Origin of the sequence: Mucilaginibacter sp. (genome assembly GCF_965201005.1) — a bacterium.
Taxonomy (GTDB): Bacteria; Bacteroidota; Bacteroidia; order Sphingobacteriales; family Sphingobacteriaceae; genus Mucilaginibacter_A.
On sequence record NZ_OZ241747.1, the window covers coordinates 3,182,208 to 3,198,029 of the forward strand.

Annotated in this window: 15 protein-coding genes; 8 read left to right on the forward strand and 7 right to left on the reverse strand. The window is 41.4% G+C overall.

Annotation, left to right across the window (positions count from 1 at the left end; translation table 11 throughout):
- Nucleotides 1–133: 133 nt before the first annotated feature.
- Nucleotides 134–1,528: a tRNA uridine-5-carboxymethylaminomethyl(34) synthesis GTPase MnmE gene (mnmE, locus tag ACOFKR_RS14530; protein ID WP_419801528.1), complete on the reverse strand. Its 1,395-nt coding sequence runs from the start codon at nt 1,526–1,528 to the stop codon at nt 134–136.
- A gap of 106 nt (nt 1,529–1,634) precedes the next feature.
- Here mnmE and ACOFKR_RS14535 point away from each other — a divergent pair, with 106 nt between their 5' ends.
- A complete protein-coding gene (locus ACOFKR_RS14535; protein ID WP_419801529.1) occupies nt 1,635–1,973 on the forward strand; it encodes a PadR family transcriptional regulator in 339 nt (112 codons plus the stop codon).
- Nucleotides 1,970–2,638: a hypothetical protein gene (locus ACOFKR_RS14540; RefSeq protein WP_419801530.1), complete on the forward strand. Its 669-nt coding sequence runs from the start codon at nt 1,970–1,972 to the stop codon at nt 2,636–2,638. Before ACOFKR_RS14535 ends, ACOFKR_RS14540 begins: the two co-directional genes overlap by 4 nt.
- A gap of 12 nt (nt 2,639–2,650) precedes the next feature.
- Here ACOFKR_RS14540 and ACOFKR_RS14545 read toward each other — a convergent pair whose 3' ends face one another.
- The gene (locus ACOFKR_RS14545; protein ID WP_419801531.1) at nt 2,651–3,154 is read right to left on the reverse strand and encodes a YdeI/OmpD-associated family protein; all 504 of its coding nucleotides are present in this window, start codon (nt 3,152–3,154) and stop codon (nt 2,651–2,653) included.
- 124 nt (nt 3,155–3,278) lie between these two features.
- On the opposite strand from ACOFKR_RS14545, the gene ACOFKR_RS14550 reads away from it, so the two are divergent.
- The gene (locus ACOFKR_RS14550; protein ID WP_419801532.1) at nt 3,279–5,732 is read left to right on the forward strand and encodes a prolyl oligopeptidase family serine peptidase; all 2,454 of its coding nucleotides are present in this window, start codon (nt 3,279–3,281) and stop codon (nt 5,730–5,732) included.
- 259 nt (nt 5,733–5,991) lie between these two features.
- Here the strand turns inward: ACOFKR_RS14550 and ACOFKR_RS14555 are convergent, their stop codons facing one another.
- Nucleotides 5,992–6,453 (reverse strand): VOC family protein, encoded by a 462-nt coding sequence (locus ACOFKR_RS14555; protein WP_419801533.1) that lies wholly within the window; start codon nt 6,451–6,453, stop codon nt 5,992–5,994.
- A 42-nt stretch (nt 6,454–6,495) separates the two neighbouring features.
- Nucleotides 6,496–7,293, reverse strand: coding sequence for a TIGR02757 family protein (locus tag ACOFKR_RS14560; RefSeq protein WP_419801534.1), 798 nt, complete (start codon nt 7,291–7,293; stop codon nt 6,496–6,498).
- A 97-nt stretch (nt 7,294–7,390) separates the two neighbouring features.
- Here ACOFKR_RS14560 and ACOFKR_RS14565 point away from each other — a divergent pair, with 97 nt between their 5' ends.
- Both ACOFKR_RS14565 and ACOFKR_RS14570 read left to right on the forward strand, forming a co-directional pair.
- The gene (locus ACOFKR_RS14565) at nt 7,391–7,624 is read left to right on the forward strand and encodes a hypothetical protein (RefSeq protein ID WP_419801535.1); all 234 of its coding nucleotides are present in this window, start codon (nt 7,391–7,393) and stop codon (nt 7,622–7,624) included.
- Nucleotides 7,617–7,937 (forward strand): type II toxin-antitoxin system PemK/MazF family toxin, encoded by a 321-nt coding sequence (locus tag ACOFKR_RS14570; protein ID WP_419801536.1) that lies wholly within the window; start codon nt 7,617–7,619, stop codon nt 7,935–7,937. Before ACOFKR_RS14565 ends, ACOFKR_RS14570 begins: the two co-directional genes overlap by 8 nt.
- Before the next feature lie 33 nt (nt 7,938–7,970).
- Here the strand turns inward: ACOFKR_RS14570 and ACOFKR_RS14575 are convergent, their stop codons facing one another.
- Complete coding sequence (locus ACOFKR_RS14575) at nt 7,971–9,110, reverse strand: cystathionine gamma-synthase (protein ID WP_419801537.1); 1,140 nt, start codon at nt 9,108–9,110, stop codon at nt 7,971–7,973.
- Nucleotides 9,111–9,305: 195 nt separating this feature from the next.
- On the reverse strand, nt 9,306–10,778 hold the full coding sequence (proS, locus tag ACOFKR_RS14580; protein ID WP_419801538.1) for a proline--tRNA ligase: 1,473 nt from the start codon (nt 10,776–10,778) through the stop codon (nt 9,306–9,308).
- Nucleotides 10,779–10,918: 140 nt separating this feature from the next.
- On the opposite strand from proS, the gene ACOFKR_RS14585 reads away from it, so the two are divergent.
- The 3 genes from ACOFKR_RS14585 to ACOFKR_RS14595 all read left to right on the forward strand — a co-directional run bounded on the left by ACOFKR_RS14585 (nt 10,919) and on the right by ACOFKR_RS14595 (nt 15,172).
- Complete coding sequence (locus tag ACOFKR_RS14585) at nt 10,919–11,629, forward strand: hypothetical protein (RefSeq protein WP_419801539.1); 711 nt, start codon at nt 10,919–10,921, stop codon at nt 11,627–11,629.
- Between the two features lie 32 nt (nt 11,630–11,661).
- Entirely contained in the window at nt 11,662–13,158 is a 1,497-nt protein-coding gene (locus ACOFKR_RS14590) for an OmpP1/FadL family transporter (protein ID WP_419801540.1), read from the forward strand.
- Between the two features lie 106 nt (nt 13,159–13,264).
- Nucleotides 13,265–15,172, forward strand: a complete 1,908-nt coding sequence (locus ACOFKR_RS14595) for a menaquinone biosynthesis decarboxylase (protein ID WP_419801541.1) — start codon at nt 13,265–13,267, stop codon at nt 15,170–15,172.
- A 117-nt stretch (nt 15,173–15,289) separates the two neighbouring features.
- On the opposite strand, the gene ACOFKR_RS14600 is transcribed toward ACOFKR_RS14595, so the two are convergent.
- On the reverse strand, nt 15,290–15,769 hold the full coding sequence (locus ACOFKR_RS14600) for a Dps family protein (protein ID WP_419801542.1): 480 nt from the start codon (nt 15,767–15,769) through the stop codon (nt 15,290–15,292).
- Between the last annotated feature and the right edge of the window lie 53 nt (nt 15,770–15,822).

A 15,822-nucleotide genomic window follows, 5' to 3' on the forward strand; every position in this document is an offset into this window, starting at 1 on the left:
TGTTTTTAAAAGTATAAATACCAAATAAAAACTTTCCTGTCGTTAAAATTAACTTTCTTGAATAATTTATCTTGTTAGTTACAAATTTTTAAAACAACTCCTGCTGAATAAGCTACTGCGATTTATCTTTGATTTACTTACCAATACAAAACTTGCTGAAAATATTCTCCAGCAGATCATCCGTTGTAACGGCACCGGTAATTTCGCCCAGATAATACAAAGCCTGTTTGATGTCCATCGCCAAAAAATCAGAAGTAACGGGATTTTCCATGCCGTAAAGCACGCGTTTCAAAGCCTCGTTGGTTCGTTTTAATGCTTCCAAATGGCGGATATTGGTGATAACGGTTTCTTCGCCGGTTAGCCTGCCTTGTATGGCGGTATTGTAAATCAGCGTTTTAAGTTCATCGATATGCTGTTTTTCTTTGGCAGAAATTTCTAAAAATTTTATTTCATCCGAAGAATTAAAATGAATACTGTTTTTACCGGCTAAATCTACTTTATTGGCTGCCGCAATAATCGGCATACCTTCGCGCTGCAGTTTTTCCAGATCGGTTTGCAGGTCAGTTTCAGAAAGTTCATTCACATCAAAAACATAAACCAGCAAAGCGGAAGTGCTGATTTTATCCATTGTTTTTTGTACGCCAATCGCTTCAATCGTATCGGTTGCTTCACGGATGCCGGCTGTATCAATCAAACGGAAATTAACGCCGCTGATGTTCAAAATTTCTTCAATCGTATCGCGCGTGGTTCCGGGGATTTCGCTGATGATGGCGCGGTCTTCATTTAGCAAAGCATTTAATAAAGTAGATTTTCCGGCGTTCGGCCTTCCGGCGATGACCGTGTTAACGCCTTGTTTAATTACGTTGCCCAACTCAAAAGAACGGATCAGTTCAAAAATAACTTTGTTGATTTCCAGGATCAAGTTTTTTAGCTGATCGCGGTTGGCAAATTCTACATCTTCTTCCCCGAAATCCAGTTCCAGTTCTATCAGCGAAGCAAAATTGACCAGCTTCTCGCGCAAAACCTGCAACTGACTGCTAAAACCGCCGCGCAATTGCTGCATCGCAATCTGGTGCGAAGCTTTAGAATCCGAAGCAATCAAATCCGCAACTGCTTCAGCCTGAGAAAGATCCAATTGTCCGTTTAAAAAAGCGCGCAGCGTAAACTCGCCGGGTTTGGCCGCGCGTGCCCCAGTTTGCAGCAATAATTTGATAATGGCCTGCACAATATACGGCGAACCATGACAACTTATTTCCACCACATCTTCTTTGGTGTAAGATTTTGGGGCGATAAACAAAGCAACCACTACGTCATCCAAAACTATTTCCCCATCCGCAATTTGTCCGAAATGAAGCGTGTGCGATGCCTGCTTTTCCAAATTTTTACCCCTAAAAACAGCATTGGCAATTTCGATGGCTTGCAGACCGGAAAGCCGGATGACTGCAATGGCACCAAATCCGTTGGCGGTGGACAAGGCAACAATGGTATCTTCGGTTTGGGTTGATGTTGAAATTGATTCGTTTGTCATTGCCGCAAATTTCGCGAAATGATTTGGTTTGCCGTTTTAAAGATCAGGTAAAATCAATATGTGTAGTTTTCTTACCTATGCCCTTTTTATTATATATTCGTGCCAAATGAATTCAAGTTCGCTTTTAAAAGGCACGCTGCAAACCATCATCCTGAAACTGCTGGAAAACAAAGCAGAAATGTACGGCTACGAAATCACCCAAAAAGTAAAAGAAATCACCGGCGATAAAATTGTGCTCACGCAAGGTGCTTTGTACCCGGCTTTACATAAACTGGAGGCAGAAGGTTTGCTGGAAACGCACACGCAAACGGTTGACAATCGTATCAGAAAATATTACCGCTTAACTACAGAAGGCCAAAACGGCGCAAAAACACAGCTAAAAGAAGCACAGGATTTTATCAATCAGCTGCAAATGATTTTAAACTTAAAACCAAATTTCTCATGAAACCAACTTTACAGCAAGGGGAAATTTTAAAAGAGTATCTATCAGATATTTTAAAATACCGGGAAACGATTGACGAGGTTTATGATCATATTTTAAGTGCAGTGGAAGAAAAACCTGAAAAGGAACGGTTTCAAAATACTGTGAATAATATTTTAAATCATGATTTTGGTGGAGGAAAAGGTTTGATGGAATTGGAAAGATCACATCAGAAAAACTCACTTAGCGAACTGTCACATCAACTTTTAAACTATATAAAAGCAAATTTTAAATTTCCAAATATCCTTTCTACCTTCCTGATATTTTTTGCTTGTTACTATTTTACAATACATGTAAATATTATTGGTAACCCAACATTAATCTTAGCATTTCCGCTTGCGGCAACACTATTATTTGCAATAAACTGGGTAAGGACATTTTTCATTGGATTTTATACCGGCGACAAGAGAAAGTCGTTGCGCGATATTAATATCGTGAAAATAATTTCCCCTTGTTATCGGATGGTATTTATATTTTGCTGCTTAATACCTTTGAAACTGAAATTTTATGAAATTATCATTGTAGAATACCCAGTCATTTTTACAACTTTGTTAACAGGATATTTGCTCTACTTTTTAGCAGTAATCAAAATTATTATTGATGAGTTTAAGCTTTACGTAGCCAAGTAAAATTTTTACCACTTACCTTTTCATCGCCCTGATCATTTCGCCATAACTCATTTTTTGGTTGGCGGCATCCAAAGTTGCGGCAATCCTTTTGGCTCGGGTAAAATCTGTTTTGGCTTCGTTTATCCACTTAAAATAATAATGCTGGTGCGATTTGGGCAAGGTTTCAAAATATTGCAAAGATGCCGGTTCGTCGGCGAAACATTCGGCCAGATCATCGGGCATTTCTATTTTAAAATCCGTATCGAGCTCTAATTGCATTTTCACTATTGCGCCTTTTTCTTTTCGGATGGCTTTGCGCAATGCTGTTTTTACAGGCAAAATAAAGTTGCCTTCGCCCATTGGCACTAAAGCTAAACCGCTGATGGCAACCTCGTCCAAAAAGCCTTTCACCCTAAAACTTACTTTGGTATCCGGTTTGATTTCGCGGGCAATTGCAGCAGGAATTTTAAGATAAGTCCAGCCGGTTTTTTCGCCTTTTTCTGCAAACTGTTGTAATGTTGCGGTTAGTTCGACCATATAATTGATGCTTCTTTTACCACATAAATTTAGTTAACGACAGCTTATTTCTTTTCTATTAAAATTATTACATAAACATCAGAAAAAAATTATAATTTTTAGGGCAGGGAAATCAAACAAAAAAATGAAAAGAACGATACTCAATTTATTGCTGCTGCTGGCCGTTTGCAGTGCCAAAGCACAAGACGCAGTTACCTACCAAATGCCGCCAAAAGCCATGGCCGATTTACTTTTGGCCAAACCAACGCCAACGGTAAGTGTAGACAGCAAGGCCGATTGGATGCTGCTGATCGACCGCAACTCCTACCCTTCTGTGGAAGAACTGGCGCGGCCAGAACTGCGCATTGCCGGTTTGCGCATCAACCCAAACAACTTTGCACCAAGCCGACAGTTTTTGGTAGCCAATAATTTTACGCTCAAAAACATTAAAACCGGACAAACTTTCCCGGTTAGCGGCTTGCCTTCGCCCATGCTGGCAAGCGGCCCGGTTTGGAGCCCGGACGAGAAAAAGATTGTTTTTACCCAAACCAATGCGAACGGCGTTGACCTGTATGAAATTGATGTAGCCACGCATAAGGCGGCAAAAATCAACAAAAAACCGCTGAACATCGTTTTAGGCAGCGGCATCACCTGGGAAGACAATAACACCGTAGTTTACCGCACCACGGTTAAACCGGCAAGCGCGGCACCGGCAAAACCGCTGATGCCAAAAGGGCCGACCGTACAACAAAGCCTTGGCAAAACCGCGCCAAGTGCTACGTATGAAGATTTGATCAAATCGCCGTACGATGAGCAACTGTTCGAGTTTTACGCCACCACACAATTGGTGCGCAATAGAAACGGACTGGAAACAACTATTGGCAAACCGGCAATTTATACGTCGGTCAGTATTTCCCCCGATAAAAAGTATTTGATGGAACGCAGCATCCGCAAACCTTTTTCTTATTTAGTTACGGCTGCCGGTTTTCCTTCCACAATAACCATAGCAGATTTGAGCGGAAAAACGTTGAAAGTATTAGCAGAACTGCCTTCCCGGGAAGCAACGCCTTCCGGTTATGACAACACGCAAAACGTGCCGCGCGGTTTTGACTGGCGTGATGACGAACCCGCAACCATCACTTGGGCGCAACCTTTAGACAGCGGTTTGATCAAAAGAAAAGTTGATTTTCATGATGCGGTTTATGCCTTGGATGCACCTTTTACAGGTTCTCCAAAAGAGTTGTTCAAAACACAATTGCGCTTTCGCGGCGTTACCTGGGGCAATGCTACGGTGGCTTTGGTTTCCGAAGGTTTGCGTTCGAAACAAACTGAAAGGATCAGCCGATACAACAGCAGCACGGGAAGCTTGGAAAAACTATTGGAACGCAACCAAACCGATGCCTACAGCGATCCCGGAGACCCGGTTACCGAAAAAAACAAGTTTGGCCGCCAGGTTATCCAAACTATAGACAACGGGACTAAGATTTTGATGAACAATACCATCGGTTCCTCAGCCAAAGGCGATTTGCCTTTTCTGGCCAAATTTGATTTAACAACCAGGCAAAATGAGATTATCTGGCGTTGCGCAGAAGGGACGTACGAGTTTGTGGTAGATGTGATCGACCCCAATAAATTAACTTTGATCACCCGAAAAGAATCGCAAAAAGAAGTACCGAATTATTTTTTGAAAGATTTAATGCTGAGAATTGCCGACCGCCCAATCACCAATTTTACCAACCCATACCCGCAATTGGCTGGCGTGAGCAAGCAAAAAATCACCTATAAAAGAAGCGATGGCGTGGATTTGACCGGCGATCTGTACCTGCCAGCCGGTTATGACAAAGCCAAAGACGGGCCGCTGCCGGTTTTGATCTGGGCTTATCCGCGCGAGTTTAATTCTGCCGCCGATGCGGCCCAGGTCCGCGGTTCTGCCAATCGGTTTACAACGATTGGTGGCGGCAGTCCGGTTTTCTTTGTGACCAATGGTTACGCTGTTTTAGACAACGCAGAAATGCCAATTGTAGCCAAAGACGGCAAAAAGCCGAACGACACTTTTGTACAACAGTTGCAGTTGAATGCCGAAGCAGCGATCAACAAATTAGCCGAAATGGGCGTTGGCGACCGGAACCGCATAGCTGTCGGCGGCCATAGTTACGGTGCATTTATGACGGCCAACTTACTGGCCCACACCAATTTATTTAAAGCCGGACTGGCTGAAAGCGGTGCTTACAACCGCACGTTAACGCCGTTTGGTTTCCAGAATGAAGAACGGACTTACTGGGACGACCCGAAGCTGTATTACGATATGAGCCCGTTTAGTTTTGCAGATAAAATCAAAACGCCGATACTGCTGATCCATGGTGATGCGGATGACAATCCGGGCACTTTCCCTATCAACAGCGAACGCTTGTTTGCGGCCATAAAAGGTTTAGGCGGAACAGTCCGTTTTGTGTATCTGCCTTACGAAGCGCACGGTTATCGCGGCAAAGAAAACCTGCTGCACAAACTTTGGGAGCAAAACCAGTGGCTGGATAAATATGTGAAAAACGCCAAACCGGTATCTGCCGCCATAGCAAAACCAGTTGTAGGCAGCAAATAATTTTCATTAAAAAGGTTGATAAAAGAAGCATTGCTAATTGCAATATGCTTCTTTTATCAACCTTTTTTTAGTTTATCTACTTAAATTTAGCGTGCTGTCATTCCAATGAAAGAGGGATCTTCTTTAAAGGATTACTGGTGTTGGTGAAAGAATATTTTTTCCTGCGGATCGATATGACAAAACGACCAATACTTCTTTTATCAGCCTAAATTTTGAATCCACTTGTTTGTTTTCCCGCTCTTCGCTCCTTCATCTTCCTCTAAAATCGGTCCGTATTCACTTCGATCCAGTTATTGTCCGGGTCTTGGAAATAAATTTGTTTTACGCCGTCCGGCCGCAATTCCGGCGATTTGCTGGTTCCTTTCCAATTGCCGTATTTAATGTTCATTTTATCCAGGTGCGCAGCAAAATCCTCGATCACCGGCACGGTAAAAGCCAGGTGAACATTGATGTCATGCTTCATGATTTCTTTGGCACCTTTTACAATATGCAATTGCGTATGCGGACCGATGCGCAGCCATACATGCCGCTGATCGTGGAAAGGCTCGGGGATTTCTTTCAGCAGCATTACATTTTTGTAGAAATCACTGCTTTTCTGCAAATCCACCACATAAACGGTAATATGGTCAACCGTTGGGCTAACTTGTGCCGAAGCCGGGTTTTTCAACATAAACAAAGAAGCAAACAACAAAAAAACAGGGATAAAAGAAGTATATTTCATCGGTTAAAAATTAGTTGGTTAAAGATAAAAGGAAAATCCGCATCAATCAAAGTCCATTTTTGTAAGGTCGAAACCTTCGCCCCAGCGTTCTTCAATTCCTAAACCAAACAAAGCGAAATCGTATTTTGCCGGATCTTGCGGATCAAATCCACGTAGTTTTGCGGTCAATTCCAAAGCGGTTTGCCAGTCGGTTTGTTTTCGTGTAATCAATTTCAACTTTCGAGCCACGCGGTCCACATGCAAATCGCAGGGACAAATTAAATTTGCTGGTTTTATTTTTTGCCAGATTCCAAAATCAACGCCATTTTGATCTTTCCGAACCATCCAACGCAAAAACATATTTAAGCGTTTGCAAGTCGATTTTTGCTGCGGGGAAGAAACATGTTTGACCGTGCGCCGCGGAAAATCCGGCAACGAAAAAAAATAATTCCGGAAATGGTTCAGCATTTCTTCAGTTGATGAATTTATACCGATAAAAAAAGCATCCTCCAAAGAATTATAGTGTTGATAATGCTGCCGGAAAAACGAAATAAAATATAGTAGATCGGTATCGTTAAATGTCCGGTGCTTAAAACCCAGCAATGCTTTCAAATCGATTTCCTGATGGTTTTGGATGAAATCGAAAGGCGAATTGTCCATCCGTTCGATCAGTTCCTGGCATTTATGGATGATCGTTTTCCGTTGTCCCCAAGCTAAAACCGCTGCAAAAAAACCCATAATTTCAATGTCTTGTCTTTTTTGAAATTGATGCGGAATGACGATTGGATCGTTTTCAATAAAATTTGGTTGGTTGTATTGAATTACTTTGGCATCGAGGAAGAGCTGGAGGTTAGAGAGCATCGAACAAAAGTAGATTTACGTTTTGATTTTAAAAGAAGCGTTTGGCTAATTACTCAATTATTCAAATTGTTTATATTTGAATTTAAACTTTTCAAATATGAGCAAACAAGCGATTATCGAAGAAACCGTAAAAGCTATTAATCAGCTTCCGGAAGACAAAGCCGAGGAAATATCTTCCTTTGCAGCATTTGTTATAAAACGTTATGAAGAACAACAATTAACAGCTGGAATTCAACAACTTACAGCCGGAAGTAAAACTTTTGATTTTTTAAATACGGAAGAAGAACTTTATTCCGCATCAGATTTAAAAGAAATTTATAGCAATGATTAAAGGTGATATTGTATTGATCACCTTTCCATTTACTGATTTAAGCGGAAGTAAATTACGTCCGGCTGTAATTTTAGCAAATACCTATCTTGATTTAATGGTTTGCTTTATCACAACACAAATTCAATGGCAGGAAATTACAGATGTATTGCTATTGCCCAATTTTGCAAATGGGCTCAAAAAACAATCGCTCATTCGGACAAGTAAAATTGCTACGATAGACAAAACATTAGCAAAAGGACTTTTAGAAAGGCTAACCCAACCTGAACTTTTTGATTTGAACAATAAACTGAAAGTATTATTTAAATTAGCCTGAATGACGAAAAACATGCGATAAAAGAAGCATTCATCAACTCAAAACCTGCTTCAAATCCTCCAATAAATCTTCAATATCTTCCACACCAACGCTTAAACGCAGCAAATTATCGGTTACGCCAACTTTGTCCCGCTCTGCTTTTGGAATGGAAGCGTGCGTCATCGTAACCGGATGATTGACCAACGATTCTACACCGCCCAGTGATTCGGCCAAAGTAAAAACTTTAAAAGAAGATGCCACGCGAAAAGTTTCCTGCAGCGATGCTTCTTTTAGGGTGAAAGAAATCATGCCGCCGAAATCGCGCATTTGTTTTTTAGCGATTTCGTGGTTTGGATGATCCGGGAAACCGGGCCAGTAAACTTTATCAACTTTTGGATGATCTTTTAGGAAAGCTGCAATCTGCCTTCCGTTTTCGCAATGCGCTTTCATGCGCAAATGCAGTGTTTTGATGCCGCGTAAAACCAAGAAACTATCCTGCGGACCAGGCGTTGCGCCGGTTGCATTATAGATAAAAAACAAATCTTTATACAGCTTTTCATCGTTCATAATCAGCGCGCCCATCACCACGTCTGAATGGCCGCCCAGATATTTAGTGACCGAATGCATTACGATATCGGCACCTAAATCCAGCGGGTTTTGTAAATATGGTGAAGCAAAAGTATTATCTACCGCTAAAAGCAGTTTATTTTCTTTGGATATTTTGGCAACCGCTGATAGATCAACAATTTGCATTGTTGGATTAGTTGGCGTTTCTACCCAGATCAGTTTTGTATTTTGGTTGATATATGGTTTGATATTTTCCGGATTACCCAAATCAATAAAATGAAATTTGATACCATAAGGCGCGTATAGTTTGGTGAACATGCGGTACGATCCGCCGTAAAGATCGTTCCCGGTAATCACCTCATCGCCCGGACGAAGGATTTTCATAACCGCATCCGTTGCACCCATTCCGCTGGAAAAAGCTAAGCCAAATTTGCCATTTTCCAGCGCAGCCAAACAATCTTCCAAAGCTTTGCGGGTTGGGTTTGTTCCGCGCGAATACTCGTAACCCTTATTATCGCCCGGCGATTTTTGCCAGTAGGTAGAAGTCTGGTAAATCGGCGTCATCACGGCACCGGTTGTTGGGTCAGGTTCCTGGCCTGCATGTATGGCTTTTGTTGCGAATTTCATAATTTTTAAGAGCCTCACCCCAACCCCTCTCCGGTGGAGAGGGGCTTAATGAAGGTTATTTTTTAAATTGATGATTTTATATTGATAAAAGAAGCATTGACTTATGTCAGCTTTGAGTTGTTAGTTGCGGGTTCTGTTACCAATTTTATGCCGATAAAAGAAGCATTGACTGACAACCGGCAACCCACAACCGATCTAATATGCCCTTGCAAATAAAACCCTTTCTTTAGAAGGTTTCCCGCTGAGGATGCAAGCGCCGTCTTCCTGCGGATTATTTAACGGGATGCAGCGGATCGTTGCTTTGGTTTCCTCTTTAATGCGTTGCTCTGTTTCGCTGGTTCCGTCCCAATGCGCTGATAAAAAGCCCGGTTTTTCATCCAGCAAACGTTTAAATTCTTCGTAAGTATCTACTTTGGTGATGTTTTCATCGCGGAATTTCAATGCTTTCTGGTAGATGTTTTGCTGGATTTCTTCCAGTAAAGTTTCAATCCGATCTGCTAAACCTTCCTGCGGAACGGTTTCTTTGATTTTAGTATCGCGGCGGGCCAGTTCAACTGTTCCATTGTTCATATCCCGGCTGCCAATAGCTACACGCAATGGCACACCTTTTAACTCATATTCGGCAAATTTAAAACCAGGACGTTGCGTGTCGCGGTTATCAAATTTGATGCTGATGCTTCTTTTACGCAGGTTTTTTGTGAGTTCTGCCACAAAGGCAGATATATTTTCCAATTCTTCCTGATGTTTATAAATCGGCACAACTACAACCTGTATCGGAGCTAATTTGGGTGGCAAAACCAATCCAGCATCATCAGAATGTGCCATTACCAGCGCGCCCATCAAACGGGTAGAAACGCCCCAGGAAGTTGCCCAAACATAATCCAGTTTGTTTTCTCTGTCCGAAAATTTCACATCAAAAGCTTTAGCAAAATTTTGTCCGAGAAAATGCGATGTTCCGGCTTGCAAGGCTTTCCCATCCTGCATTAACGCTTCGATACAATACGTGTCTAAAGCTCCGGCAAAACGCTCATTTGCTGTTTTTCTTCCTTTTATAACCGGCAAAGCAAGCCAGTTTTCGGCAAAATCAGCATATACATTTAACATTTGTTCGGTTTCGGCAATGGCTTCTTCGGCGGTTGCGTGTGCCGTGTGCCCTTCCTGCCACAAAAATTCTGTGGTGCGTAAAAATAAACGGGTGCGCATTTCCCAACGGACAACGTTTGCCCACTGGTTGATCAGCAGCGGCAGGTCACGATAGGATTGGATCCAGCCGCGATAAGTGTTCCAGATAATTGTTTCGGATGTAGGCCGTACAATCAGCTCTTCTTCCAGCTTGGCATCTTCATCAACCACCACGTTTCCGTCTGCATCGTTTTTAAGACGGTAATGCGTTACAACGGCACATTCTTTGGCAAAACCTTCTACATGACTGGCTTCTTTAGAAAAAAAAGATTTTGGGATAAACAACGGAAAATAAGCGTTACTGTGGCCTGTATCTTTAAACATCTGATCCAGGGCAGCTTGCATTTTTTCCCAGATAGAATAGCCGTAAGGTTTGATCACCATACAGCCCCGAACGGCAGAATGTTCGGCTAAATCAGATTTTATTACTAATTCATTAAACCATTGCGAATAATCTTCGTCTTTACTAATAATACTTTTACTCATAAAATGGAACGAATTTTGACATAAATATTTTGCTTGATTTTGAATCCAAATTTATAAATTTATAGCTATTATAAACTTTTACACTTTAACAAATTGATATAATGAAAACGAAGATCTTAAAAGGGATTGCAATGGCGAGCATGGTGGTGTTAGGAGCTTGTTCAACTAATAAATTTGCCGCTCAGCAGAAAGATTACAATGACGATGTGTATTTCTCAAAAGCGAAAGCAGGTGATGCGGTAGAATATGCCAGCAATGACCGCTCTTACCGTAATGATGGCTATTATGACAATTATGCTTCACGTATCAACCGCTTTGGCAGTTATTCCCCGTTTGCTTACGATGGTTTCTATAACTCGTATTATGGTACAGGTTTAGGCTTGGGATTAGGTTATGGCTTGGGTTCTTTGTATGGTTATTCTCCATATTCAATTTATTCACCATACTCTTATTACTCGCCTTATTCTTATTATGGTGGCGGTTATGGCTACGGTCTTGGCGGTTATGGGTATGGAGGTTTGTATTCTTCTTATGGAACGGTAACCACTAACGGCAGACCTTCCCGAGGAACTGGCAACCCGAATGCTGCTTATGGCAATGTTATGAGAAACGGTAGTTCTGTAACTAATAGAAGGAGTTATATTCCTGGTGTTAGTACTGGCCGCGCCGGAAATATCTATAATAATAACAGTAACCGGACTTATAATCCACAAAACCAGCAACCTACTAGACAAGTTGCCCCCCAAACAGAACGTTCTTTTCCTACTTACAATGCACCTTCATCTATGGGTGGTGGCTTTGGAGGAGGCGGTGGTGGCCGTGTTAGCAGTGGCCGTCCAGGTAGGGGATAAAAATCTCACTCTTCTCTTTTCTAAAAAATAATATGAATTTAAAATATGCCTTAACAGGGGTCGCTATAGTAGCGGCCTCTCAGGTTTCCTATGGCCAATCTGTTTTTAGCAGTGACGCTTTTCGTTTTTCACAAACACAAACTGGTGCTACTTCTCGTATTAAAGCCATTGGTGGTGCTTCTACTGCAGTTGGTGGTGATTTAAGTTCGGTAAGCGGTAACCCGGCTGGTATTGGTTTTTTTACTAAATCAGAATTAAGTGTTACTCCGGAATTTGACAATTCTAAGGTTAATTCGTCCTATTTTGGCCAAAGTAATTACAGTGGTAAAAATCAGGTTAATCTAAATAATGCTTCTGTAGTCTTTTACAACCGTTTGAGCACGCCTCGTGGCCGCGATAAAACACAAGGCTGGCTAAGTTTTAACTTGGGTGCTTCTTATAGCCGTACCAATAACTTTTATAGAAATGAATATTACTCAGGAATAAACCCAAATGGTTCTATCTCTGATTATTATTTGCAGGAAGATATTAGAGAATATAATAAATACGGTAATAGTGCAAGCGGAACATTACAAGATTGGGCAAACACGCAAAAATTAATTGGCACCCCTACTGGTGGTTTCCAGTCTAATGTAACATCTAAAAATAACAACCAAATTAACAATGCAATTTCAAGCGGAGGTCAATCTGAATTTAGTTTAGCTGGTGGTGCTAATTATAGCAATAAATTATATCTTGGTTTTGGTATCGGTATTACAAGTTTAAGGTATAACACCACAAGAACTTTTGGTGAAACAGGCACGGCATTGATTCCAATCAACGGAACAAATACTTACACTGGGTTTGCATCTCAGTTTTATCAAGATCAGGCTACCATAGGCACTGGTTTTAATGCAAAAGTCGGTTTCATTTATAAACCTGTTGAAGCCGTTCGTATCGGTGCTACTTTTACTAGCCCAACATGGATGACAATTCAAGATAATTATGTAGAAGGTCTGCAAACAGCATATGCGCAAGAAAAGACCTACTCAAATGGCAATGATCAACCTTATCAAACAAATTATAATTTACGCACACCATTAAAAGCAAGCGGTGGTGTAGCTGTATTTGTTGGTAAATATGGTTTTATTTCAGGTGATGTAGAATACGTAGATTATAAGGGTATGCACTTAGGCGGAGATTATGATGGTAAAGATCAGGATAATTTCAACCTATCAACCCTTTATAAATCAACTGTAAATGCGCGTGTTGGTGCTGAAGCTAAGTTGGAGGATTTCTTTATCAGAGGTGGTTTCAATTATCAGGGAAACCCACAAGTTGGGATTGGTAGCCCTGTAAAAATTAGTAGTGCAGGTATTGGTTATCGTTTTGGTAAATATTATGTTGATGCTACTTATCAATATGTTACCCATAACACAACGGTTTATCCTTATGAGTTTGATCCGAAAATTGTCAATGAAGTTAGCCCGGCTGCAAATTTGAAAAACACTTACAATAATGCTTTCCTAACTTTGGGGATGCGTTTTTAAGCACTATAAAATTTGAATGTAAAGTCGCTGTAAAAAACAGCGGCTTTTTTTATGCCATAAAAGAAGTATCAGCAATAAACTTCAACTTAGCTGTAAGTACAAAATCATGGCATATAAAAACCTTCAGCACTTTATAGAAACACTTGAAAAAGCCGGGGAATTAATTCGGATCAAAGAAAAAGTTGACCCAAAATTGGAAATCACAGAGATAACAGACCGTGTTTCCAAGCAATACGGCCCGGCTTTACTGTTTGAAAATACAGGGTATGATTTTCCGGTTTTGATCAATTCAATGGGCAACTACAAACGGATGTGCATGGCTCTGGGCGTGGAGTCGATGGATGATATTTCCAAAGAAATTGAAGGTTTGTTTAAAACCCTGACTGGCCCGAAAGACAGTATTTTGGATAAGCTGAAAATGCTGCCAAAGTTAGGTCAGATTTCTTCCTGGATGCCTAAAACCATTTCCGGCAAAGGTGCTTGTCAGGAAGTGGTGATGCAAAACCCGGACATTACCAAACTGCCGGTTTTAACCTGCTGGCCGGAAGATGGCGGTCCGTTTATCACGCTGCCAGTTATTCATACTAAAGATCCGCTCACCGGAATTAGAAATGTGGGCATGTACCGGATGCAGGTTTTTGAGCCAAAATTAACCGGTATGCACTGGCATAAACACAAAGTTTCTGCGCGCCACTTCCAGGAATATAAAAAATTAGGGCAAAAAATGCCGGTTGCTGTGGCTTTAGGCGGCGATCCGGTTTATACTTATGCTGCAACTGCTCCACTTCCGGATGGGATAGACGAATATATGCTGGCCGGTTTTCTGCGGAAGAAAAAAGTAGAACTGGTGCAATGTTTAACACAAGACGTGCAAGTACCGGCGGATGCGGATTTTATCATCGAAGGTTATGTTGACCCGGAAGAAGATTACATTTGGGAAGGCCCTTTCGGCGACCATACCGGTTATTATTCGCTGGCCGACTGGTATCCGAAATTCCATATTACCGCTATTACGCACCGAAAAAACGCGGTCTATCCGGCAACGATTGTGGGCATTCCGCCGCAGGAAGATGCCTGGATTGGTAAAGCTACGGAACGCATTTTCCTCGCCCCGATAAAAATGACCATGGTGCCCGAAATTGTAGATATGGTGCTGCCGATGGAAGGCGTGTTCCATAACCTGGCCATTGTAAAAATCAAAAAAGATTATCCCGGACAAGCCATGAAAGTAATGAACTCGCTTTGGGGTGCCGGGCAAATGATGTTTACCAAAATGATTGTGATTGTGGATGAAGACGTAAATATCCACAACAATGCCGAAGTTGCACGTTACATTTCTGAAAATGTTGACCCGCAGCAGGATTTTATATTCACTTCCGGGCCGATGGATGTGCTCGATCATTCCTGCTCCAAAGCTTCTTTTGGCGGGAAAATGGGCATCGATGCGACTAAAAAATTACCTGAAGAACTGAGGACTGAAGAAAAAGTATCGATAAAAACAGCATCGGCATTAAACAAAGAAGCGATAAAAATTCAAAATCCGGCCATTGCGGATATTAACGATACGCTGTTGCAACTGGGTATTTCGCTGGTATTTATTTCCGTAGAAAAAACTGAACCGGAACAAATAGAAAACCTCAACCGAAACCTGTTTAAACAAGGCTTGCTGGACGAAGTTAAAGTGGTGATTTATTTAGATCATACTATCGATATTTCGGATACCGGAGATGCTGTTTGGCGTTTTTCAAACAACATCGACCCGAAACGTGATGCTTTTATAATCAAATCCAAGAACAACCAAAGCCTTTCCCACATCGGTTTTGATGGCACACGGAAAACCAAGGAACTGGACGGTTTTGAACGTGACTGGCCAAATATCCTGACAAACACTACCGAAGTTATTGAAAAAGTGGACGAAATGTGGCCGCGTCTCGGTTTAGGCGAATTCATCAAATCGCCTTCGCTCAAATACCAAAAACAACTTTATAAAGGCGGCGCAGTGGTTACAGAGTGATACTGTTTTTATCGGTGTAAAATCAAAAACCTCGTTTGCTTATCACAAACGAGGTTTTTTAAAATTGATTTGTTGTAAGATCAGGCCAAAACCTGATGCTTTTAACCTAATACCTGATTAATCCTGATTCAAAAACGAACGCAGCATCCAGGTATTTTTTTCCAGATATTGCATAAACCGGTTTACCATGTCATTGGTCCCGTCATCATTGGCATCATCTGTAACATCTAAAATTTCACGTTCCAATTCAATCAAAATCGCCATATCATCCACCAAAGCTTTCACCATATCGTTGTCGTTCATGCCAATGGTTTGCACTTCTTTGATGCGGGAAGTTTCAATATAATCATGAAAAGTGCTGAACGGCGGTTTGCCCAAAGTCAATATGCGTTCCGCCAATTCGTCAATTGTAGTCAAGGCAACGGTGTAAAGTTCTTCAAATTTTACGTGTAAAGTAAAAAACTGGCGGCCTTTTACGTTCCAGTGGCAACCGCGGATTTTTTGGTAATGGATATGATAATTGGCCAGCAGATCATTCAAATGATCTACGACCGGACGGATTTCTTTTTCTTCTAAACTTATTGCTTCTGCTTTCATAATTTAATTTTTACCATAAACCCGCCGCTTTTAAGATTGTTTTTAAGGCAGGG